The sequence below is a fragment of the Nocardia sp. NPDC047038 genome (assembly GCF_040644075.1).
Taxonomy (GTDB): Bacteria; Actinomycetota; Actinomycetes; order Mycobacteriales; family Mycobacteriaceae; genus Nocardia; species Nocardia sichangensis.
This window is the reverse complement of sequence record NZ_JBEYVQ010000003.1, coordinates 627,355-653,421: the sequence shown is the minus strand read 5'-3', so window position 1 is coordinate 653,421 and position 26,067 is coordinate 627,355. Positions and strand designations below refer to the sequence as shown.

At 68.5% G+C, this 26,067-nt stretch carries 26 protein-coding genes and 1 tRNA gene; 9 read left to right on the top strand and 18 right to left on the bottom strand.

Translation table 11 applies throughout. From position 1 onward, the window contains the following. Positions 1-5 precede the first annotated feature (5 nt). The gene (arcA, locus tag ABZ824_RS16240; protein ID WP_355074561.1) at positions 6-1,262 is read right to left on the bottom strand and encodes an arginine deiminase; all 1,257 of its coding nucleotides are present in this window, start codon (positions 1,260-1,262) and stop codon (positions 6-8) included. 136 nt (positions 1,263-1,398) lie between these two features. On the opposite strand from arcA, the gene soxR reads away from it, so the two are divergent. After that, positions 1,399-1,887, top strand: coding sequence for a redox-sensitive transcriptional activator SoxR (gene soxR, locus ABZ824_RS16235; protein WP_067795363.1), 489 nt, complete (start codon positions 1,399-1,401; stop codon positions 1,885-1,887). Here soxR and ABZ824_RS16230 read toward each other — a convergent pair. The 7 genes from ABZ824_RS16230 to ABZ824_RS16200 form a co-directional block, all read right to left on the bottom strand. Next, positions 1,856-2,746, bottom strand: coding sequence for an SDR family oxidoreductase (locus ABZ824_RS16230; RefSeq protein ID WP_356963855.1), 891 nt, complete (start codon positions 2,744-2,746; stop codon positions 1,856-1,858). The two genes, soxR and ABZ824_RS16230, sit on opposite strands and share 32 nt — an antisense overlap. Before the next feature lie 63 nt (positions 2,747-2,809). After that, the gene (locus ABZ824_RS16225) at positions 2,810-3,937 is read right to left on the bottom strand and encodes a glycosyltransferase (protein WP_356963854.1); all 1,128 of its coding nucleotides are present in this window, start codon (positions 3,935-3,937) and stop codon (positions 2,810-2,812) included. A gap of 93 nt (positions 3,938-4,030) precedes the next feature. Further along, complete coding sequence (locus ABZ824_RS16220) at positions 4,031-5,848, bottom strand: EAL domain-containing protein (RefSeq protein ID WP_355075033.1); 1,818 nt, start codon at positions 5,846-5,848, stop codon at positions 4,031-4,033. A gap of 67 nt (positions 5,849-5,915) precedes the next feature. Then, positions 5,916-8,051, bottom strand: a complete 2,136-nt coding sequence (locus ABZ824_RS16215) for an Rv1355c family protein (protein WP_356963853.1) — start codon at positions 8,049-8,051, stop codon at positions 5,916-5,918. Then, on the bottom strand, positions 8,041-8,814 hold the full coding sequence (locus ABZ824_RS16210; protein ID WP_356963852.1) for a hypothetical protein: 774 nt from the start codon (positions 8,812-8,814) through the stop codon (positions 8,041-8,043). The genes ABZ824_RS16215 and ABZ824_RS16210 overlap by 11 nt, the downstream gene beginning before the upstream one ends. Before the next feature lie 248 nt (positions 8,815-9,062). Continuing rightward, on the bottom strand, positions 9,063-9,500 hold the full coding sequence (locus tag ABZ824_RS16205; protein WP_355074570.1) for an effector binding domain-containing protein: 438 nt from the start codon (positions 9,498-9,500) through the stop codon (positions 9,063-9,065). Further along, positions 9,497-9,940 (bottom strand): GyrI-like domain-containing protein, encoded by a 444-nt coding sequence (locus ABZ824_RS16200; protein WP_355074571.1) that lies wholly within the window; start codon positions 9,938-9,940, stop codon positions 9,497-9,499. The genes ABZ824_RS16205 and ABZ824_RS16200 overlap by 4 nt, the downstream gene beginning before the upstream one ends. Before the next feature lie 363 nt (positions 9,941-10,303). On the opposite strand from ABZ824_RS16200, the gene ABZ824_RS16195 reads away from it, so the two are divergent. Then, positions 10,304-11,041 (top strand): uracil-DNA glycosylase, encoded by a 738-nt coding sequence (locus ABZ824_RS16195; protein ID WP_356963851.1) that lies wholly within the window; start codon positions 10,304-10,306, stop codon positions 11,039-11,041. A gap of 30 nt (positions 11,042-11,071) precedes the next feature. Here the strand turns inward: ABZ824_RS16195 and ABZ824_RS16190 are convergent, their stop codons facing one another. The 3 genes from ABZ824_RS16190 to ABZ824_RS16180 all read right to left on the bottom strand — a co-directional run bounded on the left by ABZ824_RS16190 (position 11,072) and on the right by ABZ824_RS16180 (position 13,039). Next, a complete protein-coding gene (locus ABZ824_RS16190) occupies positions 11,072-11,305 on the bottom strand; it encodes a hypothetical protein (RefSeq protein ID WP_039801014.1) in 234 nt (77 codons plus the stop codon). An 85-nt stretch (positions 11,306-11,390) separates the two neighbouring features. Beyond that, the gene (locus ABZ824_RS16185) at positions 11,391-11,573 is read right to left on the bottom strand and encodes a ferredoxin (RefSeq protein ID WP_355074575.1); all 183 of its coding nucleotides are present in this window, start codon (positions 11,571-11,573) and stop codon (positions 11,391-11,393) included. Further along, the gene (locus ABZ824_RS16180) at positions 11,570-13,039 is read right to left on the bottom strand and encodes a cytochrome P450 (RefSeq protein WP_355074577.1); all 1,470 of its coding nucleotides are present in this window, start codon (positions 13,037-13,039) and stop codon (positions 11,570-11,572) included. Before ABZ824_RS16180 ends, ABZ824_RS16185 begins: the two co-directional genes overlap by 4 nt. 101 nt (positions 13,040-13,140) lie before the next feature. Between ABZ824_RS16180 and ABZ824_RS16175 the strand changes: the two genes are divergently transcribed. Next, entirely contained in the window at positions 13,141-13,806 is a 666-nt protein-coding gene (locus ABZ824_RS16175; protein WP_355074579.1) for a TetR/AcrR family transcriptional regulator, read from the top strand. Here ABZ824_RS16175 and ABZ824_RS16170 read toward each other — a convergent pair. Next, positions 13,790-14,416: a TetR/AcrR family transcriptional regulator gene (locus ABZ824_RS16170; RefSeq protein WP_356963850.1), complete on the bottom strand. Its 627-nt coding sequence runs from the start codon at positions 14,414-14,416 to the stop codon at positions 13,790-13,792. The two genes, ABZ824_RS16175 and ABZ824_RS16170, sit on opposite strands and share 17 nt — an antisense overlap. 146 nt (positions 14,417-14,562) lie before the next feature. On the opposite strand from ABZ824_RS16170, the gene ABZ824_RS16165 reads away from it, so the two are divergent. The 3 genes from ABZ824_RS16165 to ABZ824_RS16155 all read left to right on the top strand — a co-directional run bounded on the left by ABZ824_RS16165 (position 14,563) and on the right by ABZ824_RS16155 (position 16,306). Then, entirely contained in the window at positions 14,563-15,015 is a 453-nt protein-coding gene (locus tag ABZ824_RS16165) for a hypothetical protein (RefSeq protein ID WP_355074583.1), read from the top strand. A 318-nt stretch (positions 15,016-15,333) separates the two neighbouring features. Next, positions 15,334-15,564, top strand: coding sequence for a DUF2511 domain-containing protein (locus tag ABZ824_RS16160; RefSeq protein WP_356963849.1), 231 nt, complete (start codon positions 15,334-15,336; stop codon positions 15,562-15,564). A 211-nt stretch (positions 15,565-15,775) separates the two neighbouring features. Further along, positions 15,776-16,306: a hypothetical protein gene (locus ABZ824_RS16155; protein ID WP_356963848.1), complete on the top strand. Its 531-nt coding sequence runs from the start codon at positions 15,776-15,778 to the stop codon at positions 16,304-16,306. 337 nt (positions 16,307-16,643) lie between these two features. On the opposite strand, the gene ABZ824_RS16150 is transcribed toward ABZ824_RS16155, so the two are convergent. Continuing rightward, on the bottom strand, positions 16,644-17,591 hold the full coding sequence (locus ABZ824_RS16150) for an RDD family protein (protein ID WP_356963847.1): 948 nt from the start codon (positions 17,589-17,591) through the stop codon (positions 16,644-16,646). A 537-nt stretch (positions 17,592-18,128) separates the two neighbouring features. On the opposite strand from ABZ824_RS16150, the gene ABZ824_RS16145 reads away from it, so the two are divergent. After that, positions 18,129-18,773, top strand: a complete 645-nt coding sequence (locus ABZ824_RS16145; RefSeq protein ID WP_356963846.1) for an HAD family phosphatase — start codon at positions 18,129-18,131, stop codon at positions 18,771-18,773. Between the two features lie 538 nt (positions 18,774-19,311). Next, positions 19,312-20,508 carry a cytochrome P450 gene (locus tag ABZ824_RS16140; protein WP_356963899.1) on the top strand — a complete coding sequence of 399 codons (1,197 nt, stop codon included), beginning with the start codon at positions 19,312-19,314 and terminating at the stop codon, positions 20,506-20,508. A 257-nt stretch (positions 20,509-20,765) separates the two neighbouring features. On the opposite strand, the gene ABZ824_RS16135 is transcribed toward ABZ824_RS16140, so the two are convergent. The 5 genes from ABZ824_RS16135 to ABZ824_RS16115 form a co-directional block, all read right to left on the bottom strand. Further along, positions 20,766-20,838 (bottom strand) — tRNA-Ala (locus tag ABZ824_RS16135). Positions 20,839-20,928: 90 nt separating this feature from the next. After that, on the bottom strand, positions 20,929-22,050 hold the full coding sequence (gene glpR, locus ABZ824_RS16130; RefSeq protein ID WP_356963845.1) for a gephyrin-like molybdotransferase receptor GlpR: 1,122 nt from the start codon (positions 22,048-22,050) through the stop codon (positions 20,929-20,931). A gap of 262 nt (positions 22,051-22,312) precedes the next feature. Next, positions 22,313-22,963, bottom strand: coding sequence for a GNAT family protein (locus tag ABZ824_RS16125; RefSeq protein WP_355074593.1), 651 nt, complete (start codon positions 22,961-22,963; stop codon positions 22,313-22,315). Between the two features lie 12 nt (positions 22,964-22,975). Further along, positions 22,976-24,232 (bottom strand): gephyrin-like molybdotransferase Glp, encoded by a 1,257-nt coding sequence (gene glp / locus ABZ824_RS16120; RefSeq protein WP_356963844.1) that lies wholly within the window; start codon positions 24,230-24,232, stop codon positions 22,976-22,978. A 145-nt stretch (positions 24,233-24,377) separates the two neighbouring features. Next, positions 24,378-25,334 carry a UTP--glucose-1-phosphate uridylyltransferase gene (locus tag ABZ824_RS16115; RefSeq protein WP_356963843.1) on the bottom strand — a complete coding sequence of 319 codons (957 nt, stop codon included), beginning with the start codon at positions 25,332-25,334 and terminating at the stop codon, positions 24,378-24,380. Positions 25,335-25,401: 67 nt separating this feature from the next. On the opposite strand from ABZ824_RS16115, the gene ABZ824_RS16110 reads away from it, so the two are divergent. After that, complete coding sequence (locus ABZ824_RS16110) at positions 25,402-26,010, top strand: 5-formyltetrahydrofolate cyclo-ligase (protein ID WP_356963842.1); 609 nt, start codon at positions 25,402-25,404, stop codon at positions 26,008-26,010. Positions 26,011-26,067: the final 57 nt, after the last annotated feature.

Genomic DNA, 26,067 nt, shown 5'->3' with positions numbered 1-26,067 from the left:
CGCGCTCACAACTCGTCGCGGGACAGCGGGCAGGACAGGCAACGCGGGCCGCCCCGGCCGGAGCCGAGTTCGGAGCCGGGGATGCGCAGCACCTCGATGCCTTCGTCCTCCAGCCTGGCGTTGGTCATCTCGTTGCGCTCGTAGGCGACCACCACGCCGGGCGCGAGCGCGAGGGTGTTGTTGCCGTCGTCCCACTGTTCCCGTTCGGCGGTGACGCCGTCCAGTCCCGTGTCGATCACCCGCAGCTTGCCGATGCCCATCGCCTCGGCGGCCGCGGGCAGGAACGGGTCGGGACCGCTGATGCCGACCCGGCCGCTGCCGAGCCGTCCGCCGTAGTCGTCGGCCTTGCGAATGGTGAAGGCGCACAGCGATTCGCGCACCGCCGGATACATCACGACGGCGTCCGCGTCGACCATGGTGCACACCGTGTCCAGGTGCATCGTCGCGCGGGTTTGCGCGATCGGCACGACGAGCACGGTGTGGGCGAGGTCATCGTCGAACAGGCTGCGCGCCAAGGCTTCCGCGCCGGCGGGCGAGGTGCGCTCGCCGACGCCCACCGCGACGACGCCCTCCGAAAGCAGCAGCACGTCGCCCCCTTCGATCGGCGCGGTGTGCGATTCGTACGCCCGGCGCACCCCGAGGAAACGCGGATGGAACGCGTAGATGAGATCGGTCAGCGAGGTCTCCCGGCTGCGGGCGGGCAGCGCGAGGGAGGTGATCGCCACGCGCGGACCGACCCAGAACGAGGAATCCCTGGTGAACAGCAGATTGGGCAGCGGATCGATGACGAAGTCGCCGCCGTGGTGCATGCGGCGCACCAGCGAGGTGGCGTCGGGCCCGAACGGCAACTCGTCGAAGGTCATCCCCGCCATGAGGATGTCGGCCAGTTCCCCTGCGGGCACGCCGCGCAGGAAGGCGGCCAGTTCGTCGGCCAGCGTGTGTCCGAGCCTGCGCGCGTCGACGGCGGCCGAGATGCCCTGGATCCGGGCGGCGCCGCTGACCTGGATGGTCTCGGCGAGCAGGTCCGACAGCAGCAGCACCTCGGTGCCGCGGCCACGCAGGACTTCGGCGAACGCGTCGTGCTCCTGCTGCGCGCGCTCCACCCACGGGATGCCGTCGAACAACAGCTGATCGTTGTTGCGCGGGGTCAGCCTGCGCAGCTCGTTGCCCGGCCGGTGCAGCAGCACCGTACGCAGCGTGCCGACTTCGGACGTGACGGCCAAACGCGCACCCTCCCGCGCGGACACAGCATCTGCTCCCATGATCGAACCGTAGTGCGCCGCGGCCGGAAGAGCACGGAAATCCCGGCTTCGGCGTGCGGATCGGTGCGCGATCGCCGAATCCGGTCCCAGCACACCCTAACCTCAAGTATTGTTGAGGTGATTGGGAGGAGCGTGCATGTCGACAGCAGCCGATTGGCGGGCGAAGGAGCTGACCCCCGGGCAGCTCTCCGAGCGTAGTGGAGTCGCGGTCTCCGCGTTGCACTTCTACGAACGCGAAGGGCTCATCACGAGCAGACGCACCAGCGGGAATCAGCGCAGATATGCCCGCGAGACCTTGCGCCGCGTCGCGTTCATCCGCATCTCCCAGCGCGTCGGCATACCGCTGAGCGAGATCAGGGCAGCCCTCGATCAACTACCGGAAGGCCGCACGCCCACCCGGCGCGATTGGGAGACCTTGTCCACCACGTGGCGCGCCGACCTGGACGACCGGATCACCCAGCTGATCCGATTGCGCGACAGCCTCACCGGCTGCATCGGCTGCGGCTGCCTGTCCCTCGGCACCTGCCGCTTGGTCAACGAGCACGACCGGCTCGGCGCCGAAGGTCCCGGCGCGCGCGTGCTCGACGTGCAGCTCAATTGCCCGTCGAAGCCAGCAGCCTGCTGAACCGGGCGCTGGTGCGCCGCATCGCGAACTCGTAGGGAAAGGCGAACTTGCGCTTCCACCAGTAACCGAAGCGGATGTCGAACGAGCTGTAGATCAGGAACCGGTTGCGTTCGATCCCGCGCAGGATCGCCGTCGCCACCCGCTCCGGCGGCACCGCGTGCTCGGTGAACGCGGCGGTGAGCCGCTTGATCTTCGGGTCCTCTTTGTTCACTCCGACCAGCTCGACGCTGCGCACCAGCGGCGTGTTCACCGCGCCGGGCGCCACCAGATGCACCGTGATGCCGTGTTGCGCCAGATCCACCCGCAACACCTCGGATACGCCGCGGATGCCGAATTTGCCCGCGCTGTAAGCCGCGTGCCAGGGCAGCGCGAGCAGGCCCGCCGCCGACGACACGTTCACCAGCGCACCGCCCTTGCCCGCGCGCACCATGGGCGGCACGAAGGTCTCGATGACGTGGATCGGCCCCATCAGGTTGACCTCCACCATGCGCCGCCAGTGCTGGTGCTCCAGGTTCTCCACGGTCCCCCAGACCGACGTGCCCGCGATGTTCATGACGACGTCCAGGCTGCCGAGTTCGGCGTGCGCCCGGTCGGCGAAGGCGCGCACCGCGTCGTAGTCGGTGATGTCCAGCGCTTGCGCCAGAGCCACACGTCCGCCCGCGGCGCGGATGTCCGTCACCGTGGCGTCCAGGCCCTCGGCATTGACATCGGTGAGCACCAGTTCGGCGCCGTCCGCGGCGGCGGCCAGCGCGGTGGACCGGCCGATGCCGCTCGCCGCGCCCGTGACCAGAACCTTCGCATCGCGCACCGTCGTTCGACCCGCTCGCCCGCGACCTCTACCCAGCACTGCGCATCCCATCTCGAATCGCCGAATCGGTTCCCCGCAGGGTAGTCCAGTCGGCGGCCGCCGACCGGGACGCCGCTAACGACCCAGAACCGCGAGCATGCCCGCGACGGCTCGCGGCCAGGTGAATTGCTCGGCCCGGCTGCGCGCGGCGCTGCGCCTGCGGGCCTGCGGCATGGCCAGCACGTCGCTGACCGCCCGCGCGAACGCGGACGGATGGTCGGCGGCCACCGCGCCGCAGTCGGCGGTCACGATGTCGGCCAGCGCGGAGGATCGGCTCGCCACCACGGGCGTGCCCGCCGCGAGCGCTTCCAGCGCCGCGAGGCCGAAAGTCTCGTGCGGACCGGGCGCCAGCGAGACATCCGCCGTGGCGAGCAGTTTGGCGACCATCGCGCGCTCGGCGATGAAGCCGGTGAAGTGCACGGCGGGCACCCCGCCGGGCAGCGGGGCCAGCGTGCGGGCCCGCCGCTGCAACGCGTCGCGGCGCGGGCCGTCCCCGGCGACGACCAATCGCGCCTCGATACCCGCCTCGCGCAACGCGCCGACCGCCTCGATGCTGCGATCCACCCGCTTCTCGACCGACAACCGGCCGCAGTGCACCAGCAGCGGATGACCCGGCACCCCCAGATCGGCGCGCAGCCTGCGATCGCGCCGGTGCGGGTTGAACAGATCGAGATCGACGCCGAGCGGGACCAGCTCCACGTTCCGCGCGTCGATGCGCAGGAACTCCTCGCGAGCGAAGCTGGTGGTGCACACGACGATGTCGTAGTCGGTGGCGGTGTGCCGGTTGGCCACGTCGGCGCAGCGCCGCGCCACCGGGCCGGGCAGCACCTGCCCCAGCAGCCGGTCGAGCCGCTCGTGCGAGATCATCACGCCTGCCACGTCGCGCCGCCGCGCCCAGCGGCCGAATCCGCGCAGCGTCAGCCGGTCGGAGACCTCGAGCACGTCGGGCCGCAATCCGTCCAGGACGTCGGCCACCCGGCGTGGATCCGCGGCACGATAACCCCCGGTCCACGGAATGGCCAACGCGGGCAGTGTGATCCGTACGACGCCGGTGGGCAGGATCTCCTCGGACCGGCGCGGGCCCGGCACGATCAGTACCACGTCGTGTCCCGCGGCGACGTAACCCTCGCCCAGATGGTGCAGCGCCGTGCGCAGCCCACCCGACCGCGGGCCGTAGAAGTTCGCAAGCTGAACTATGCGCACGTGGCCGATCGTGCAGCGGATCGGGTTACCCGCGCCCAACGGCGCGTGAACGGCCGTGAAAGAACCGGATAACCGGCGGCTGTCGCGGTGATCTCAGTGCGCGGGCAGCCCGCGCCCGGCCCGCGGAAGATCGAGATCAAGCGGGATCCGGCCCGCGGTGAGGTGCGTCTCGACCTGCTCGGCGGGCATCGGCTTCGCGATCAGAAAGCCTTGCGCGCGGTAGCAGCCGAGGCCGACCAAGGTGCGCGCGGCGACCGCCGTCTCGACGCCTTCCCCGACGACGCCCAGCCCGAACGAGCCGGCCAGGCCGATGATGGATTTCACGATGGCCAGATCGTCGGTGCTGGCGCCGAGGCGCTGCACGAAACCCCGATCGATCTTCACCGCGTCCACCGGCAGCGCCTTCAGATGCGACAGCGAGCTGTAGCCGGTGCCGAAATCGTCGATGGCGATCTGCACGCCCATCCGCTTGAGTCCGCGCAGCGTGACCTGGGTCCGGGCCAGGTCCTGGACCACGACGTGCTCGGTGATCTCCAGGCACACCGAGCTGCCGTCGATGCCGAACAGGCGCAGGATGTCCTCGATGCGCTCGACGAAATCGAGGCTCACCAACTGCACCGGCGACACGTTGATCCGCATCACGACGTTGCCCGCCAGACCGCGCCTGCGCCATTCGGCGAATTGCGCGCACGCCGACCGGATCACCCAGCGGCCAAGTTCGCCGGCCAGGTTGGTGGCCTCGGCGACGGTGACGAACGCGGCGGGCGGCAGCAATCCCCTGGTCGGGTGCAACCAGCGAACCAGCGCCTCCAACGCGACGATGCGGCCCGTGCGCAGATCCACCTCGGGTTGGTAGTGCAGCAGCAGCGAGCCGTCCGACACCGCGCCGCGCAGGTTGAGCTCCACGTCGTCTTGAAGTTCGAATTGCGCGCGCATGGTGTCGGTGAACACCGCGACGCCGTTGCCGCCGCCCGATTTCGCCGACAACAACGCGTGATCGGCGCGGCGCAGCACGTCGGCGACCGTCGTCTCACCGGGGAAACCGAGCGCGACGCCGACGCTGGCGCCCCGGCTGACCGACTCGCCGCCGACGGTGACGCGCCGCGCGATCAACTGCTGGATGCGGTTCGCCTCGTACTCGGCGGCCACCGCATCCATCGGCTTGGCGGGAACGATGACGAATTCGTCGCCACCCAGTCGGGCGATCATGTCGTTCGGGTCCAGGTTCTCCCGCAGGCGCGTCGACAAGGTGCGGATGAAGTTGTCCCCTGCGGTGTGACCGAGGAAATCGTTGAGTGCTTTCAAGCGGTCCAGGTCGAGGAAGAAAGCGGCCACCGGGCCGGGGCTTCCCGCGCGTAATCGCTCCTCCATGTGCTCGAGCAGCGCGCGCCGGTTGGCCAGGCCGGTCAAGTCGTCGTGCAGCGCGATGTATCGGAGACGTTCCTCCGCGACCACCCGCGCTTGCAGTTGCGCGAACAGCGCCGCGATGGCTTTGAGCACGTTGAGTTCGCGATTGCTCCACTCCCGATCGCCCGACTTGACGAACCCGAGCACACCGGTCGGCTCGCCACGCGACATCAGCGGTACCGCCGCCGAGGTCACCCCGACGATGCCGGAGCCGCGGCGCACGGTCTCCTGGTAGTCGGCGAATTCCGGCGTCGGGCGCGCGACCATCGGCTCGGTCGCGTTCTCCAGGGCGCGGAACACCGGGTCGGCGCCGTCGAAGTAGATCACGCCGAGCGGATCGGGATCCGGAATGTTCTGCCGGTGCGGCCACTCGGCGATGAGCACGGTTGCCCGGCGTTCGCGGTCGGTGTGCCGCACGTAGCTGAAATCCACGTCGAAGTACTCGACCAGTTGCGCGAGCACGCGTTCGGTGGCGGCGACCATGGTCGTGGCGTCCACACCCATGAGCTCAGAGGCGACCTGGGTCACCAACGAGTCGAGTGTCCGCCGTGGCACATTGTCTCCGATCGCGCTAACTACTGGTGTCCACACCGAGCACCGGACGCCGCCTGCTGCGTACGGTGGCGGCGGAGGCGTAGCTCAGGCGAAGCACCAACGCCATGGTCTCATGCTCGGGCACTTCCAGCAGGTCCAGGAAACGGCCCTGAAGTGACGTTAGTGTATCCGTGAAGTCGGGGGAAATCGCTGCAAGTTCCGCATGGCGTCGGGCGTAGAGGTATACCGGGGAAATCGGCTGCACGCACAATCCGAGGCGCTCGGCCCGCACCCAAACCCGCGCGACCGCCGCGCCCGCCGCCGCGTAGTCGGTCAATCGAGGGTCGGCCGCGTCGAATGTCACGGCCAGAATGGCGGAGCTGGACCGCACCCGGTCACCGGTGTATTTCCCCAGCGCCGCTCCACCCGACCAGGACCGCAACTGCGCCATGACGTCGGCGCGGGTGGTGATCTGGAATGCCGCCCATTCGTCGTCGGTCAGTTCCAGGCTGCGCGCATCGATTCCGGTCTCCGGCGTGTCGTCCGCCCAACGGACTTCGGCGAGCATTTCCTCGTATAAGCGGGGCGTGAGATAGCGGACCCGATCGGAATCCCCCAGCAACCTCGCAGCTTCCTCAATGTCCTCCCGTTCCACGACGGCGCGCACATGCGCACCGGCCGCTTCGGCGGCCGCCGTGAGCGCGTCGAGTACGCCGTCTGCCAGCGGGGCCCCGGTGCCGACCCTGCGGTTGGTCTCGCGTCGCAGGACGGCGGGATAGTCGGCCGCCAGCTCGGCACTGCGATCGTTCCCCAGCCGCAAGCTGGCGACGAGACGACCGGACCCCGGCGCTCCTTCGACGAACTCGTGCGGGCCGAGGATTCCGTGCGCGGCCGCGGCGACCCGCGCGTTGTAGACGGCCGCGCCGAGTGCGACGGCGCTGCCGCGATAGCCGATGTCCATCGCCGTGCTGCACTCGGGCGCCAGCTCGATGGCGATGTGCTCCGCGCCGGCCCGCAACGACCAAGGCTGCATGTTTCCCCCGGATGGAGCCCGTTGCGCGCAGGCGAGGACGCTTGCGATGGGCCCGGTGACGGGCTCGGGCGGCGCATCGGCCCACACCGGCTCGTCGTTCGGCGGCGGGTCGGCCAGCTCGTCGAGATGCCGTTCCACATCGATCCGGACGCGACCGGAATCCAGCTTCAGCCCCAGTCCGATGCGCCGCACGGCGGCGGCCACGCTCGCGGCGCCGAGGCCGACGTCACCGGCCAGCTGCGGCCAGCTGTTCACCGTCTCGCCGACTTCGACCAGGCTCGCGCCCAGCCGCGGCGACAGCCCGGAGGCGCCGAGCAGCTTCACCACGTACGGCGCCTTCTCCCGCGAGGTCAGCCCCCGCAAATCCCGGGCGCTGACCTCGCCGAGTAATCCGTGGAACGCGGGACGGCGGGCTTCGAGATCGAAACGCTCGACGTCCAGCAAACCACGGTCACTGGTTTCCATCAGTACGGGAATGCGATGCCGGGCCGCCGCCTCGCGAATCACGAGTTTCATATCGAGCGAATCGCATTCCTCGACCACGATCGCGAGTCCGTCCAGGAATTCGTCCACCGAATTCTCGTCGACCCCGGTCGCGAAGATCTGCACCGGGAGATAAGGGTCCAACTCGGCGATACGGCGTGCGGTTACCACCGCTTTGTTGACGCCGATGTCGAACAGCGTCCCGGCGACCCGGTTGAGATTCGACAACTCGATATCGTCCAGGTCCGCCAAGCGCAATCCGCCGCAAACGCCCTCCATGGCGAGCAGATGCGCGATCGCGTGCCCGGCGCTTTGTCCCACGATCCCGATCGTGCGTTCGGCCAGAAGGTCCTGTTCGGCTCTGGTCAGTTTGTTCCGATTACGATCCAGCCGGATCATCCGGAAAGTACGCGGCCCCGGCAATCCGACCACCGCGGCGCGCCACGGATAGTAGATCCAGCGATCCGCTTCGGGCCCCTCCGGAATATCGGGCGCGGCAACCATTCTGCTGTATTCGGCGCGCAACGACGCACGCAGATCGAGGATTTCGATGCGCGGGTCGGCGCGCAGGGCGGCGAGTATCCGCGCGTCCTCCGGATCGGCGGGGTCGATGATCAGCGGCCGGTGGTCCGCCGCTCGGCTCCGGTCATCGCCCATGTCCGCGCCGGCCCTCCGTCGGCCGCCCGATCCCGCATCGCACATCGGGCGTACGCGCGGTCGACAGGCCGAGCGCGTCCTGTTCGCGCTGGGTCAGGGATCGCTGCGCTTCCTCGGCTGAGGCGGCATAGCTCCGGGTATCCCACCACAGCGGAACGGTTCGGTAGCGCTCGTCCGGATACGGCACCGCGGGAATGCGCTCGGCCGCAACCGCACCGCACGCCTCGTGGCGGGCCACGGTGAAGGAGGCCACCGTCGCGAAGCCGTAGCGGGCGCCGAGCAGGCGCGCGCCGTGCAGCACGGTGCGCGAGATCGCCGCGCTGAGTTCGCCCCGGTTGGCGGCATCGCGAGCGACCCACGCGCCTTTGGCCTCGATCACGCCCTGCGGTATCCGGTCGGCGATCATCTGTCGCAAGTCGTCCGCGCCCGGCTGACCGGCCCATTCGACCAGCGCGTGCGCCTGCCGCGCGTCGGTGTACGGACCTTGCATCCGCACCCCGGCGACCATGTCGCCGTCGGCGTCGAGCGCGGCGAAGAACAGCGCCGATGACGCACCGTCGGCGACCGTTTCGTATTCGAGCGCGTGTTCGACTCCGAAATGCCGGTAAACGTCACGCGCCCCGTGCAGATACCGGTCCCAGAGTTCCGGCTGCACGCCCGGTTCGGAGACAAAGAACGCACACTCGGATTGCGCGTCGTAATACCGTCGCACTCCCCGCCCACGGGAGTTCCTCGGCACGACTGCAATCAGATCCACAGTCATGTTGTTCCTACTCCATCGCCGCGCTGCCATGCGCGATAGTCCAGCCCGATGCAGCCCTCCGCGGCCCCGAGCCGAGACGAAGTTGCCCAGGGCAGTATCCGTCATCGGACAGGAATTGACCAGCCGTCCGGTTAATCTTCCGAAAACTCTGTGGTACACGCCATATTTTCGCAGGTCAGAACCGGCGTATTCGAAATCGGAAATAACATGGAGACCAGTCGGTCCGAGGCCAGTTACCGATTAGCAATTTAAACGAGGATAGAAATGAACAACTCGACCGATTCCGGGGCGTGCCAGATCTCGATCTCTTCACGGTAGGCCCGGGTGATCTCGGCCGACGCCGTCGCGTCGTCGACCTGCGCCCAGACATCCTCTACCGGATCGTGATAGTCGCCGTTCGGCGCGAACCGGGCATAGACGCCTTTCGGGACACGCACCAAGACGTCACCCACCGGCACCGCGTCCGGCGCGGGGTACTCGAAACAGACCACAGCGTTGTAGTTCCCGGCCGGATCCGGCACGTACACCGTGTACATCGGACGGTCCACGCCGTCCCCCCGGTCCCGCAGGCGGTCCTTGAGGAACTCGATGAGGTCGCTGTTGCTGACCTTGAAGCTCGGGCGCACGCGCGGGACGACCAGCCCGCCGTAGACCGCCTCGGCACGCACCACGATCGCATAACTCATCGCGCGTCGACCGCCAGGTACAGATCGATCTTGTAGGCGTGCGGGTAGCACTCGAAATCGCCGGTGTAGGTCCGCTTGATCTGGTTGTGTTCCTCGGCGTAGGCGATCTGCGTCCACAGGTCGGTCATCACCTGCGGGAAGTTACCGACCGAGGAGAACCGTGCGTAGGCGCCGCGCGGCAGCCGGGCGACCAGGTGACCGCGGGTGACGTCGGCGAAGGACGCGCACTGATAGCCGACGATCTGGGTGTTGTACGTGCCCAGCTCACCGGTGTAGTCGGTGTAGGCGCTGGCCAACGGGCCGCCGAGTTCCTGGTGCAACACCGCCGCCCAGGCGGCCTCCAGATCCCGGTCACGCAGTTCCCCGAGCGCACGTTTGGGGCTGCGTACCGGCAGCCCGGCAACCCACGTCTCGTCCCGCTCGACGATCTCAAACTGCATGGAAAGACTCTTTCGAAAGAAGCCGGAGGTGAACCACCGCATCCGGTCGGTCGGAACCGCCATGCTACCAACCCCGACCGGGTGGTACCGATCACATATCGCGCCCGGCGGCCGCTCGATCACCCCGCTGAACTGGACAGATGTCCGAAGCGGTACCGTCCGGACGGGACCGATCAACGATCGACGGCACCGGCCGGTCGCGTCGGCGCACCGTGGGCACGATCGCCCGGTTCGTCCCTCCCCTGGGACCACCGAAGGGAGCTCTGATGCACGAGACACCGATCTCCGACCGACGCTGCCACGCCCTCGGGCGCCGCACGGTATGGGCGGTCTACGCCACCGCCTCGTACGGCCGGTGCTGACGTGTGCCGGACCATCGCCGAACTCGACGCGGCGGTCGCCGACTGCTTCGCCTGCCCGCGTCTGGTCGCCTGGCGCGAGCTCGTCGCGCGACAGAAACGCGCCGCCTTCCGCGACCAGACGTATTGGGGCCGTCCCGTGCCCGGCTTCGGTCCGGCGGACGCGCGGATGCTGCTCGTCGGACTCGCGCCCGCGGCGCACGGCGGCAACCGGACCGGCCGCATGTTCACCGGCGACCGCAGCGGCGACGTGCTCTTCGCGGCGCTGCACGCGGTCGGTCTGGCCAACCAGCCGACCGCGATCAGCGTCGACGACGGCCTGCGGCTGCACGGCGTGCGGGTCACCGCTCCCGTGCACTGCGCGCCGCCGGACAACAAACCGACGCCGGAGGAGCGAGATCGCTGCGGACACTGGCTGGTGACCGAACTGCGACTGCTGACGCCCGCCGTCCGCTCGGTCGTTGTGCTCGGCGCGTTCGGCTGGCAGGCACTGCTTCCGGTGCTGGCCGAAGCGGGCTGGGCCGTGCCGCGCCCGCGACCGAGATTCGGCCACGGCACGCACGTCGAACTGGCCGCCGCCGAGGCGGGCCGCGGTCCGCTGCACTTGTTCGGCTGCTACCACGTCAGCCAGCAGAACACCTTCACCGGACGACTCACTCCGGCGATGCTCGAAGCGGTGCTGGCCGAAGCGGCGCGGGTCGCGGGGCTCGAGGTGCGGCGAAGCCACGCGCCGCGCGGGTGATCGGTCGCGCATCGCCGCTCGGCAGCGGGTTCAGACGTGATCGACCAGGGCGGGATGACCCGCTTCGTGGGCGCAATGCGCGCAGCAGAAGTAGTCTCCACGCGCCTCCACACCGTGCCCGACGATCCGGCAGGAACAGTGCGTGCAGGTCGGGGCCATGGCGGTGATCGCGCATTCGAAGCTGTCGAAGGTGGCGGACTGGCCGTCGCGGGTGATGGTGAACGTTTTGTCGTACTCGTTTCCGCACGTATCGCAGGTGGCCATGAGATGTGGTCCTCTCGCGTCGATGGGCTCGAATATCGCAGTTCGCGGTACCCAGCGCCGAGGACGCGAAACGAGCCGGGAGACCTCAGCTCAGCCGCAGCGCCGCGACCGGGCAGCTGTCGACGACGAGCTCGAGCAGCTCCCGATCGCTCGTGACGGTGTCGGGCGGCACGACGATCCCGTCCGCGCCGACCCGGAACAGATCCGGCGCCAGCGCTTCGCACATGCCGTGCCCCGCGCAGACGATTCGGTCGGCGATGATCCTCATCGGACGATCCGCTCCAGCCGGATGGGCAAACCATCGGCGGGCACCGGTCCGGTTCCGGCGACCAGGGGCAGCTGGTAGCCGTCCGGCACGCTCCAGCGATACCGCAACAGCATTTGATGCACTACGGCTTTCACGGTCATGCCGCCGAAGTAGAGGCCGATGCACTTGTGCGCCCCGCCACCGAAAGGCGCCCAGGCGAAGCGGTGCGATCTGTCCTCACGACGGTGCTCGGCGAAACGTTCCGGGTCGAAGGTATCGGGATCGTGCCAGTACTCCTCGTTGCGCATCAGCCCGTACGTGCCACAGAGGATGAACGTCCCCTTCGGCAGGTAGTAGCCGAGGATGTCGGCGTCGGCGATGGTTTCGCGGACCTGCTGGGCCACCGGCGAGTAGACCCGCAGCGCTTCCTTGAACGCGAGATCGAGCGAGGGCAGGCGGTCGAGATCGTCGTAGTCCAGCGCCGGCTTGCCCAGCGCGACGGATTCGGCGCGCAGCCGCTCCTGCCATTCGGGGTGCCTGCCGAGTTCGTAGACCAGCATGGACGCGGCGATGGTGCTGGTGTCGTGGGCCGCCATCATCACGAAGATCATGTGCTCGATCACCTCGGCGTCGGTGAAGGTCTCGCCGTCGGCGGTGCGGGCCCGGCACAGCACGCTGAACAGATCGCTGCCGCCGCCCGCGCGCTTCGCGGGCAACTCGCGGCGGAAGTGCTCCTCGAGCACCCGGCGGCCGCGCACGCCGCGGGCCCACACACCGCCCGGCACGTTCGCCCGGATCAAGGCGGCCCCGCCGCGCACCGCGTCCTCGAAGGCGCGCTCCAATCGGGCCGAGCCCGCGCCGGATTCGGCGCCCGCGAAGACTTCGGTGGCCTGCTGGAGCAGCAGTTTCTTGATCGACCGGTAGACCGGGAAATCGTCGGCGGGCTCCCACTGCGCGATGCCGCGGGTGATTCGAGGCGTGGTTAGGTCGAGGTACCCGATCAACCGCGGCCGCGTGAAGGCCTGCTGCATCACGCGCCGATGGAAGAGGTGGTCGTCGAAATCGCGCAGTAGCAGACCTCCGCGGAAGAACGGGCCGATCAGCCACTCCCAGCCGCGCTGCGCCGACAACACCTTGTCGCGGTCCAGCATCACCGCCTCGTAGCCCTCCGGACTACCGAAGGTGACCATGCGCCGACCGAGCATGCCGAACCACTGCACCGGGCCGAAGCGGTCGAAACGCTTCCGCGCGAATTGGATCGGGTCGGCCAACGCGTGCAAGGTGTATCCGATGCCGGGGAGCCCGAAGTCACCGAGCACCGGTTTCAGTCCGCTGCCCGGCGGCGGATCGGCCAGCGGCCGCACCTGCGCCGGGTAATGCGCGACCGCGCGCGCGGCCGCGCGCTGCGCGTGCCACGCCCAGGTGGTCCGCGCCTGGCGGATCGTGCCGGAGATCTCATCGAACGACTGGGGCACAAGCAGACTCATGACCGTCTTCCCTTCGCGACACTGCGATAGTCCGACGATAGAGGAAACCATCGTTTCCGTAAACGGTTGTTTCCCAATTTTGGCTGTGCCAAGCTGGCGTGGTGACCCGTACCGTCAGCGGCACCTACCGCGGAGCCTCCACGGCCGAGCGCCGCGAGGACCGGCGCAGGCGGTTGCTCGACGCCGCCCTCGACATCATCGGCACACAGGGACTGTCGGCGTTGACCGTGCGCGGGGTGTGCGAACAGGCCAAGGTCGGCCCGCGCTTCTTCTACGAGGCGTTCCCCGACCGCGATGCGCTGGCCTCCGGGGTGCTGGTGGAGATCCAGCAGGCGGCGCTGGACCGGGCGAAGGCCGCCGTCGCCGAGACCACGGGCACGCCCGCCGACCGGATCCGCGCCGGAGTGGCGGCCCTCATCGTCGAACTCACCGACGATCCGCGACGCGCGAAAGTTGCGTTCGCCCAGACCTACGGCGACGAGGCGCTCATGCGCAGCCGGTTCGCGGGCATGCGCCAGGTCGCCGACGTCATCATCGAGCAGACCCGCCTGGTGCTCGAGCTGCCCGAAGGGCAGGACACCGCGATCGCCGCGACTTCCCAGCTGATCACCGGCGGCGCGGCGGAACTGGTTCTCGTCTGGCTGGACGGGGGGCTCGACGTCGACCGCGACGGGCTGATCACGCTGCTGGCCGATTTCACCGTGGCGATGCTGGATCGGCTGCCCGCGGTCGCCGGACGACTGTCCGGCCTCACACCAGATTCCTGATCAGCGACGACATCAGCGGCTCGCGCAACCCGGCCAGCGCGGCGAAGTCCCCTGCGACGACGCGGTTGGTCGCCAGCGAGACGACCGCGCCGATCACCGCCTCGCCCGCCAGCTGCTGATGCGGGCGCGTCGCGCCGAGCGCCTCGGCGAAACCGTCCACCAAAGCCGCCTGGGTCGCCAACCGCCGCTCCAGCACCGGCCTTCCTGCCGCGTACACCTCCACCAAGAAGACCTTCGCCACCTGTGGTTCTTGCGCGAGGGTGGAGAAGTAGGCGTCGAGTGCCCGATCGATCCGCTCGAGCGGCGTGCCGCCAGCGGCGAGCGCGCCCGTGATCCTGGTCATCACGATCTCCACGGCCATGTCGTAGGCGGCGAGGAAGCACGCCTCCTTGTTCGCGAAGTGCTGGTAGAAGGTCATCCTGGACACCTCGGCCCGCTTCAGCACGTCCGCCACCGTCGCCGCCGCGTAGCCCTTGTCCGCGGCCGCTTCGATCATCGCCACCAGCATGCGGGCCCGCTGCGCGGCCACCACCTCTTCCGGCGCGATCCCGTGATTGCCGCCGTGCAGTTTCCCGCCGGCCCGAGCCTTCAGCAACGATCCTCGCTCCACACTCCGATGCTATGCGTGCGTGCGCGGCTCGCGTGCCGGGTCGACACGCGACGACGTGGCGCGCGATCGAACCGCGAACGCCGACGAACGGGGCACAATGACCGTCCGAGAGTGCTCGATTCGACGAAGAAGGAGCGTGATCGGCAGTGCGAAACAGGCAGTTGGTCGGACGAAGCGCCCTGATCGCGGCGCTGTGCGTCGGCGGGTTCGCGGCGTCGGCGGGTCCCGCGACCGCGGACGAACCCGCATTCGTGAACATCGGAGTCATCCGCACCTTCGGCGACACCTGCTACGGCGAAGGCCGAGCGGGCGTCTCCTCGCCCGCCGGAATGCCCGGGGCGGCCCGTTTCGGCATCAGCTTCGTCAGCGACACGCCGATGGGCATGCCGTGCACCTTCACGGCGTTCGCCAATTGGCGCAACCTCGACACCGGCGCGGCAGGCACGGTGGCCGTGCCCGTCAGCGACAAGACCGCTCGGAACCAGCCGGCCGCGACCGTCTTCGCCGCCCTGCCCACCGGCCCGGGTCGAGTGCGGGTCGACGTGACCACCGACTATCCGCACGTAGCGGCTCCGCCGGTCGAGATACGGATCAGCTGAGCGGCGGTTGCGCCCGCCATGCCCCCGCTTCACCGCCGCGTCCGATATCGCTGGCGCCGAGGCGGTTTCGGCCAGTAGGCTGCTCGTCGAGCGCCTGGGGACGGCGTGCCGTAAGGGGGGAACACCGTGTCAAAGGAAAACGCTGCTCTCGATACGGGGGCGAGGTATCGCGCGCGAATACTGGTCGTCTGCGCCATCGCCGGTGCGTTGGCGACCTCGGCATGCGGCGGCGGATCAGGCCCGAAGCATCCCGCGCACGCCACGCCGTCTCCCCTCCCCCCGCCCACCTCCAGCAGCCAAGCGGTAGGCAGCGAGAACATGGGTTATCTGTGGCCACTCACCGTCGACCACGGCACCCTGGAATGCCGCCCCGGCGATGTCGCCGTGTTCATCGCCCCGGACGGCACCGTCTACGCCCTGAACGACAACGCCTCCAATGCGGGATTCGCCGACATCGAATCCCTTCGCGCCACCGGCGCGGGCGGCGACAAGATCAGCCTCGGAGCTCTGCGCAGCAAGACCCTCGGACTCTGCCGTCTGCCCGGCTGATCATCACCCTGCGCCTGCTTTTCCTGCCTCCATGTTCCGTGAACCGAGGCGGAAGATGCCGATGCGCGGGCGGTGCCCGGCTCCTAGACTGGGGAACTGCGGCACGGTCGACCGTAGAAGCGCCAGGGCGATTCCGCGATCGGCACACCACGAAGTCCCGATCCAGCAAAGGGCCGTCTACTCACGGCCCGTCCCGATGGAGGAGGGCCGCATGCCCGATTCGTTCCACATGCGTGTCTGTCTGCTCGGCCAGGGCTGCGTCTGCCCGACGGTCACCCTGTTCCTCGCCCCGGAGCCACTGATTCCCGGCGGCAACATGCTGCACCTGCTCGAACAAACCCCGATCGCCGAGGACACCGGAACACCGAGCGTCGATCCCGAGCTGATCGACGTGGTCGAGAGCGAGCCCGCCGGTCCAGCGCTGCGCGCCGAAGTCCACCGATTCCGCTCCGGCCGCCCCGACCCGCACCGGATCCACGACATCCTGCACGACCACCACATCACCGACGCCGCACCGATGGGCCTGGAAGTCACCGATCCCACCGAACTCGCCCGCCTGGAGCTGCTGCCCGAGCACCCGATCGGGTACCGCCGCATCGACGACTTCCAGCAGGAAGCGACCGCCCGCGCCATGCTCGCGGTCTATCGCCTCTTCGAAGTCGATCAGCGAGTGCGCCTGATGTACCACGGTTACGCCGACCCCGGCACGGGATGGTTCGCACTGCGAACCGCCATCGCCTGAGACCGCTGGCAGGCGCGGGATTCCTCGGCCCCTTCGCCTACGCGAGCAGGCTGCCCGGTATCAGAACCACCTCGTCCATGAGCGCGCCTTCTTGGGCGCTTCCCTCGGCCGAGTCACGGCGGAAGGTCGTTCGCGCTGCGGGCGGCGGGTCACCAAGCGGTCCAAGTCGGCGCTGATCGAGTCGCAGAAGGAACCGGGTGCTACCTGGTCGTATCCGCGATGGCCCCGTTCCATCGCCACCACGTGCTCGACGGCTCGACTCTGGCGCACGAGGTCAGCATGCCTTCGTTCCAGGCCGTTGAATTCCCAGCCGCGTCCTCGGACAAGTGGTCCATCGTCATCCCTCACGGTTCCCAGTGCCACGACGCCGCTCGTATGCTCCCCGCAGCCCCGCACCAGCCCGCTTGGCCACACGCTGCGCCTGCTGACCACGTTCCGATGCGATCGCCCGCCGAGCCGACTCCGCGGTCCGACGACCGACGTCTTGCCCGAGTTCGCGCAGTTGCGCGGTCCGTTCGGAATCGCGCAGCTGCCGCATCTGCTCGGGGGTGGCAAGCTGCGCTATCTGCCGTGTCGCCGTTTGGATGTGCTCGATCCCATCCTGCGCGCCCTGAATTCCGCGCTGCACAACCACGTGATCCCTGGCCGTTTCCAACGACTTCCGCAACACTCCGGCCTGCACGACGACAGTTCCCGCGACCCGATCGACCAGGGAGCGGCGGCTCGAACCGAAGACGCACACCGCGTTGATCACCAAGACGACGATCGCGATCAGCCACAGCACGAAGGACAGAAGGAAATGGGCCGCCAATAGCGCGATGCACGCGCACGAGTACAGCCCGACGTCGGTCATCGTGCCCACTAAAGCGCGCCGCGCCGCCTGCCCCCGCCCCAGTCGGTCCTCGCCGCCGCGCACCGACCCTACTCGGAGATCGAGCAGGACTTTGCCCAAAGTCCGTCCTTGCCAAGCCAATCCAGCGAATTGATAGGCGAACGTCGCCGCGATCAACGCGCCGAATGCTTCGATGATGAAGACGAGCACCGTATGCACGACGTCCATACCGAACGTCTTGCCTGCCCCACCCCAGTTCCCATTCGACTGAATCACATCCCACACACCGGCCCCAGCGAGATCCGCCCAGCCCGAGAGGTAATCGGCGATCCGATAGTGCGTCACCGCCCCCAACAACACCGCCAACCCCAGCACGAGACCGAAATCCACCCCCCAAGCCGCCGCCCGCCGCCCTGCCGGAACCAGGTCCCCAGCCCCCTGCCCGTCGGCCATCCCGAGCACCTCCATCGCGATTCGACACGGCACCCGTTCCTGGGCGACTCCGGCACGAATCTTCGCAGCTCACAACGTTGTTCCGGTATCCATCGTTCGACCGACGGTCAGCGAGCCGCCCCGGTTCGACCGCGTTTCGACCTGCCGCCCATGGGCCCGACGGCGGCTCCCGACGCACTGCGCATCTCCGAGAACGACAAGCGCCGAACGTTATTCGTGCGCAGACTGTCGGCCGACCTCGGTGAGTGATCTCGACTCCGACGCCGGTGAGACCTGCGGACGGCACTTTGTGGAGCGGATCACCAAGGCCCGTCCCGAGTGGTACCCCGACGTACCCCTTGGTAGGTTTCGGCTTGTTCGCGCAGCGTCGCGCACCACCTCCAGCCTTTGACTCGCGGAACCTTCCTTCGATCCACAGTTCGCACGCCTCTTCCGTCATGGAAGGAGGCGGGAATCGTCATACCCACGGCATCCCCTCATGCCTGCCACCCTGCCCCGCAGGCGTGGCCGTCCGTCCCATCAAGCCTTGGAGCACCGGTGATTACTGCCCTACCGCACCAGTCCGTGGAACTCGACGCGGTCATCTTCGACTACAACGGCGTCATCGGCCTGCAGCCCACTGTTCCCATGTGGAGCGAGCTCGCCGAACTCGCCGGATGGCACGCAGACCAGCTCGAGCTCTTCCAAAATGTCTTCTGGAGCGCCCGCGAACCCTACGATTCCGGCGACTTCGACGACGCGGACTTCTGGACCACCGTGCTCGGTCATCGCCCGAGCCCGGAACTGCTCACCCAGTTGCGCGCCGTCGACACCGCACTGTGGACCCGAACCGACGACCGCGTCGTAGCCCTCCTCCACCATGCCCGCCGGGCAGATCTCCCGATGGTGCTGCTCTCCAACGCACCCCACCCGGTCGGCGATGCCCTCGACGCCTCCGACTGGCGCACCCTGATGACCGACGCCCTCTACTCGGCCCGCCTCGGCATGAACAAACCCCACCCCGACACCTACCGAAACGCCCTCGCCGCAACCGGAGTTCGCGACCCCGGCCGCGTCCTGTTCGTCGACGACCGCGCCGACAACTGCCAAGCCGCCGCAAGCCTCGGCCTACGCACCCTCCACTACACCGGCTCCCCCACCGATATCGCGGCGCACCTCCGCGTCACCACCATCGCCGCGTAGGTCCTGCGGGTTCACACAGCATCGCCGGGATCGGCACAACACCGCTGCCGCTCGGTGGTGGACACGAGCCCGGCCAGACGCCACACAGAAACAAAAAGGCGAGTGCTCTACCCGAGCACTCGCCTTTGGTGGGCCTGATGCTGCACAACCCGAACCTGCTGACGGTCGCAGGGCCGGCTATTCGAATCACACCGGTAGGTACTCGGCGAATGTGAGCGGTCGTGTGCCAGGGGCGCGCCGCGGGCCAGGTCGTAGGCGGCGAGAAAGCACGCCATCGACCCATCAGACCTTCACCAACCGCATTCGACGCACGATACCTCGCATCGGCTGCTGCCGATGCGGCGCGGAACGAGTGGCACGAAATCCCCTTGGAAAGTACGCTTCTCGAAGTTGCAGCAATGGTTCGGCGACCGAAAACAGGGATGCGCTGAAGACCGCGTCCCCAAAACAGCACACACGAACATCTGGAGCACCATTCTTGAGTACGCCACGGTCCCGACTGGAAACCCCGGCCTGTCCAGTCGTCCACGGCTCGCCGATGGCTACCGAAGGTCCGAGGGTGTCGCTGTACTCGTCGGAATTCGCCGCGGATCCGCACCGTGTTTACGACGAAATGCGAGCACAATACGGCTCTTTGGCTCCGGTTGAGCTGGCGCCGGGCGTGCCGGCCACGTTGGTGGTCGGGTATGACACCGCGCTGCGGATCCTCAACGATCCCGAGCACTTCCCTGTCGATCCGCGCACCTGGCAGCAGAACATCCCGGCCGACTGCCCCGTCCTGCCGCTTATGGAGTGGCGCCCCACCGGGAGTCGAAGCGACGGAGCGGCCCTACAGCGCTACCGGCAGGCAATCACCACGAGTATCAACGCGGTAGATCTGTACGCTCTCGATGCCACGGTGGAGAAGATCGCCATCCCGCTGGTCAACACCTTTTGCCAGGCCGGTACAGCCGATCTGATCAGTCAGTACGCGTTGCCGCTCGCATTCGCGGTCACCGATGCTCTGCTGGGCTGCCCGCCGGAGATCGGACAGCGGGTCGCCGCAGGCATGGCCGCGATGTTCGAGGGGATCGATGCCGAGGACGGCAACAAGATGATCATCGAGGCGCTGCTGGAACTGCTGGCCCTCAAACGGACCCATCCTGGCAACGACATCACCTCGCTACTACTGCGGCATCCGGCCGAACTCGATGAACTGGAGATGATCCACCAACTGAACAGCGTCTACGGCGCCGGGATCGAACTGCAACAGAACCTGATCGGCAACACCCTGCTGCTGATCCTTACCGACGAACGCTTCGGCGGAAGTGTCGTCGGCGGGAACCTGTCCACCCGAGACGCCTTGGACGAAGTCTTGTTCAAGAACCCGCCGCTGGCGAACCTCCTCACCACCTACCCCCGTCAGCCGATCCTCATCGACGACGTCTGGCTGCCCGCGCACCAGCCGATCCTCATCAGCATGGCCGGCTGCAACAACGACCCCAAGATCCGGACCGAGACTCACACAGGCAATCGCTCCCATCTGGCGTGGGGCATCGGCCCACATGCCTGCCCCGCGCAGTCGGTGGCCTACCTGCTCGCTCAAAGCGCCATCGATCAGCTTCTCGATGCGCTGCCCGAGATCCAGCTGGCCATACCGGCCGACGCACCGACCTGGCGGCCTGGCCCCTTCCACCGGTCCTTGGCGGCTCTACCGGTCACCTTTCCCCCCTCTGCTCCGTTGAACGAGTACTGAGAATCTCGCAATCTCCCACGCGCGTCGGAAGCGACTGAGCGACCGTCTCGATGGCCCGCAGTGATACCCGCCGCCAGGCCAGCGACCTGAATTCCGTGGAGCGCGGTTGGAAACGACTCGTCCTGCCGCGGCTCGGTGCGGTGATCCACCACTGATCCGTGTGGAGGACGGCCGATGACTGAACCGCCGCAGGGTGTTCGCACGATGCCGAAAAACAGCGAAGCCACAGGCCAATGACCTGTGGCTTCGCCATTCTGTGGAGCTAAGGGGAATCGAACCCCTGACCTTCTCGATGCGAACGAGACGCGCTACCAACTGCGCTATAGCCCCGTGCGGTTCCGGGGAACCGCGCTGTGACACTGTATCAGGCCAGCCCCCTAGACTCCGAATCGGTATCCTGACCTGCGGAAATGCGGTGCCCTACGCGCCCGCCGCGCGGCGGATGTCGCCGCTGGTGCGGGTGCGCAGGGCGCGGGCGGTGGCCGGGTCGAAGGGGTCGAGGTGGGCGAACATGGGGTCTTCGTCGTCGGGCTCGATCAGGGTGGAGCGGCGACGGATCGCGCGGGCGGTGTCGCGGTCCATGGTGCCGCGCCCGGCGCGGCCCCGGCGCGCGCGTGGATCGGCTTCGTCTTGGTGGCCGCGGTTGAGGCGGGCCGCCCGATTACGGCGGATCTCCTCCTCCATCCGCACCTGCTTGCGAAGGTAGGCCAGATAGGTCGCCAACACCGTGAGGGCGAGTCCGCACCCCCACCACAGCATGGGGGTGAACACGAACGCGAGGGCGCCGAAGAGGATGGCGGTGAGCAGCAGGCCGAGCACGGCGCGCTGCCGGAAGGTGTAGCGGGCCGCGCGGGCGATGGCGTCGGCCTCGGGATCGTAGCCGCCACGACCACGGCGGCTGGGGACGAAATCCGGCTCGTCCGGGCCCGCGTCGTCGTAGTCGTCGTACTCGTCGTAGTCCAGGATGGCGGGCGCGGTGGAGCGCGCAGGCGGGATTCTGGCCGCGACCGGCTCGGGGTGGTGTGCGCCCACGCGGTCATCATCGGTCCCCGCGTCGATCTTCGCAGCGACTTCGGCGGCTTCGTCGTCGTCCGGCTCGTCGTAACGCGTCTCGCGGTCCTCCGCTTCGTCCTCCTCCGGTGCGGCGGAGGCGAAGTCGTCGATCTCGATGTCGTCCGTTTCGGCGGCAGCGATGTCGGATGCCACGGCGTCGTCGGCCGCGGGTGTGTTCTCCTCGTCGGTCTCGGTGACGGGCTCGTCGGCCGGTGTCGTCATCCGGTCCTCCGCATCATCGCTGTGGGGATACTCTCTCGGTACGCGGCGTCCATCGTGTCGCCCACGGGGCCGCCAGTTCGGATCGGTTTCGTGCCCGGCGGCCGGGCCTTTCTTCAGACGTCGTTTGCCGCCGCCGCGGTGCAGGACCCTGGTTGCCAGCGCGGCGTCGGTGGTCCGGCGGATTCTGGGGTGACGGTCGGCGAGGATCGGGAACAGGACGAAGACCCAGAGCACGACCAGACCGATCCACAGGATCGAATTCGGCATCGCGTCAACACCTCCGTCCCGCCTGGATTTCCTCCGGCTCGGCCCGCCAGCGGCGCGTCACACGCCCCGCGCTCGGCCGGCCCCCGTCCGACGCGACGGCGCGGACGCCGATCCCCTCGCAGGCTCACTGCCGATGGCACAAGACGCACCATCGACGTCCGTAGGCTAATTCCGGGTAGCACCAAGTTCCGGCAGGCGCGCCGTGCACATCCGCCACACCTGTCACATTCCCACCAATGTCACCGCGATCCGGTGGCCGGTTCTACAGCAGGGTGACGCGCCCCTCTCGCACCAGCCGGTCCAGGACCGTTCCGGCGAGTTCCTCGACGGTCATGCCGACCAGCAGGTGATCCCGCCAGGCGCCGTCCACGTCGAGGTAGCGCCGCAGCAGCCCCTCTTCCCGGAAACCGACATTGCGCAACACCGCCTGGCTGGCCAGATTCTCGGGTCGAACGGTCGCCTCCACCCGATGCAGGCCGACCGGCCCGAAGCAGTGGTCGAGACCGAGCGCCAGCGCCGCCGTCGCGACGCCTTGCCCACTGAGATCCTTGGCCACCCAATAGCCGATCCAGGCCGAGCGCAGTGCGCCGCGCACGATATTGCCAACGGTCAGCTGCCCGCCGAACGCGCCGTCGACTTCGATCACCAACGGGATCATCGCGCCGCGCCTGGCCTCCGCCTTCAGGCTCGACCACAGCGACGGCCAGTTGGAGGCGTGGTTGCGCGCCTCCCACGCCCCGCGGCCGGTGGGCTCCCACGGCTCGAGATGCGCTCTGTCCCGCAACCGGATCCGGCTCCAGGCCGCCGCGTCGCGCAGCCGCACCGGACGCAAGGTCACCTGCCCCGCCGCCACCCGAACCGGGCCGAGTCGCGCGGGCCAACCCGGATGCTGCGTGGCCCGGAAAACGTTCATAGCTTCCACGTCTCAGCCGCGCTGTGCGAGAAAGGCGACCTGGACTTCGTCACCGGTGCGGATGTCGGTGTCGTCCGGGTCTATCACGATCAGGCTGTTCGCTTCGGCGAGCGTGGCGAGCAGGTGCGAGGACGAGTTCCCGTTGCCGAGCGGCTGCACGAGGTATTCGCCGGTGGCTTCGTCCCGCATGAGCTGCGCGCGCAGGTACCCCTTGCGCCCCTCCATGGAACTGATCGGCGTGATGGTTCGCGCGCTGATGATCCGGCGCATGGGATGCCTGCGCCCCAACGCGATTCGGATCAAAGGCCGCACCATCACCTCGAACACCACCAGCGCGCCCACCGGGTTGGAGGGCAGCAGGAACGTCGGCACCTCGTCGCGGCCGAGCCGCCCGAAGCCCTGCACCGATCCGGGATGCATGGCCACGCGGGTGATTTCGAGCTCGCCGAGGCCTTCCAGCGCCTCTCGGACCTGTTCGGAAGCCCAGCCGCCGACCGCGCCCGCGATGACGACCACCTCGGAGCGCACCAGCTGCCCCTCGACCACGTCGCGCAGCCTGCGCGGATCGGAACTCACGATGCCCACACGGTTGACGTCCGCGCCCGCATCCCGCGCGGCCGCGGCCAGCGCGTAGGAGTTCACGTCGTAGACCTGGCCGGGGCCCGGGGTGCGGTCGATATCGATCAGCTCGCCGCCCACGGAGAGCACCGATAGTCGCGGACGCGGGTGCACCAGCACTTTGTCTTGACCGACCGCGGCGAGCAGCCCGACCTGCGCTGCGCCGATGATGGTTCCCGCACGCACCGCCACATCGCCCGGCTGGACGTCGTCACCGATCCGCCGCACGTAGTCGCCGGAGCGCACCGGCTCGTACACCTTGATCCTGGCCCGCCCGCCATCGGTGAAATCCAGCGGGAGCACGGCGTCGGCGAGCGTAGGCATCGGCGCGCCGGTGTCCACCCGGACGGTCTGGCGAGGCTGCAAGCGGATCGGCTGACGTGAACCGGCGACCACCTCGCCGACCACCGGAAGGGTCAGGTCGACGAGTTCGCCTTCTTCGTCTCGAATGTCGGCCCCCGCGGAGGCCACGTCCACACTGCGCACGGCATAACCGTCGATGGCCGCTTGGTCGAAGCCCGGCAACGGCCGTTCGGTGACGACGTCCTCGGCACACAGCAGGCCCTGGGCCTCGGAGATCGCGACCCGGACCGGCCGGGGCGCGACCGCCGCGGCGGTCACCTTGATCTGCTGATCCTCAACCGAGCGCATCCAGCCCTTCCTGATCCTCTCCGCACTCCATCCGATCTCGCCCGCACGCGCGATCCCGCCGCGGCGCAAGCGCATTCGCGCGCACCGCGGTGACCATCATTCGTACCCGACGGTCCACTCTCGGCGAAACCCCCGGCCGGGTCCGTCAGTCGTCGGTCGTCAGCTGCGGATCCCAGTCCGGACCGAGGCGGTGCTGCAGCCACTCCCGCAGAGCGGGGCCGTATTCCTCTCGTTCCAGTGCGAAATCGACCGCAGCACGAAGATAACCGCCCGGGTTGCCCAAATCGTGGCGCGACCCACGGTGCACCACCACATGAACCGGATGCCCCTCGGCGATCAACAGTGCGATGGCGTCGGTGAGTTGCAGTTCGCCGCCAGCGCCGGGCTCGATGCGGCGCAGCGCGTCGAAGATCGCGCGATCGAGCAGGTACCGGCCCGCGGCGGCGAACGTCGACGGCGCGTCGGCGAGCGCGGGCTTCTCCACCATGCCCTTGACGCGCAGCACATTCGGGTTCACCGCGTCGGGCACGGGCGCGACGTCGAAGACACCGTAGGCGCTGACCTCGTCCTTGGGGACGTCGATGGCGCACAGCACCGTTCCACCGCGCTTGCGGCGCACCCGGCACATCACATCCAGCACGCCGCGGGGCAGCACGAGGTCGTCGGGCAGCAGGACGGCGATGACGTCCTCGTCGTCGTCGAGGGCCCGCTCGGCCTGGGCCACGGCGTGCCCGAGCCCGAGCGGCTCCTCCTGCACCACCGAGGTGACATCGAGCAGTCCCGGCGCTTTGCGGACCTTCTCCAGCAGCTTGAACTTGCCGCGCTCCTCCAGCGTGCTCTCCAGCACCAGGTCCTCGACGAAGTGCGCGACGACGCCGTCCTTGCCCGGAGACGTGACGATCACCAGCCGCTCCGCGCCGGAACCGGCCGCCTCGGCGGCGACCAACTCGATGCCGGGTGTGTCCACCACAGGAAGAAGTTCCTTGGGCACCGTCTTCGTCGCGGGCAGGAACCGCGTTCCGAGCCCGGCAGCGGGCACCACGGCCGTGCGGAAGCACGACACCACTGCGGCGTCACCGGGCTGTCCGGCCTTTGCTGTCATACGCATACCCTATCCATCCATCACGCCGCCGGATCGGCGTCGCGCCGACCGGTCCCGGGGTGAGCCTATGGTGATCACTGTGAAGATGCCCGGCGAGCGCGACAAACATGCATGGCGCACCGAACTCCTCGCCCGCCGAGCTGTGATACCTGCCACGGAACGCGAAAAGGAAGCGTTCGCCCTGGCCGCAGCGGTCGAAGCGGTCAGCGCTCGCGGGTGGGTCTGCGCGTATGTACCGGTGGCGGGCGAACCGGGATCGACCGCGATGCTGGACGCGCTGCTGGCCGGTGGTGCGCGGGTACTGCTGCCGGTCACCGGGCCGCCGGGACCGCTGAGCTGGGCCGAATACACCGGAGCGAGCGCCATGCGCCGCGCACGCTACGGATTGCTGGAACCCACCGGCGCCGTGCTGCCGCCGGAGACCGTCACCCGCGCCGAACTGATCCTCGTCCCCGCTCTCGCCGTGGACCTGCGCGGCGTGCGGCTCGGCCGCGGCGCGGGTTACTACGACCGCACGCTGCCCTCCGCACGGCCGGACGCGCGCCTGGTCGCGGTGGTCCGGGACGACGAATTGGTCGACCGATTGCCGGAGGAACCGCACGACCTGCGCATGGGCTGGGCGCTCACGCCGCGCGGTGGCCTGCGCCGGCTGGGCGACGATTACCCTGGGGAATGAAACACCGACTGGCGGTGTTGGCACTGTCGGCTGTAGAGTGCCAGATCGACGAACACC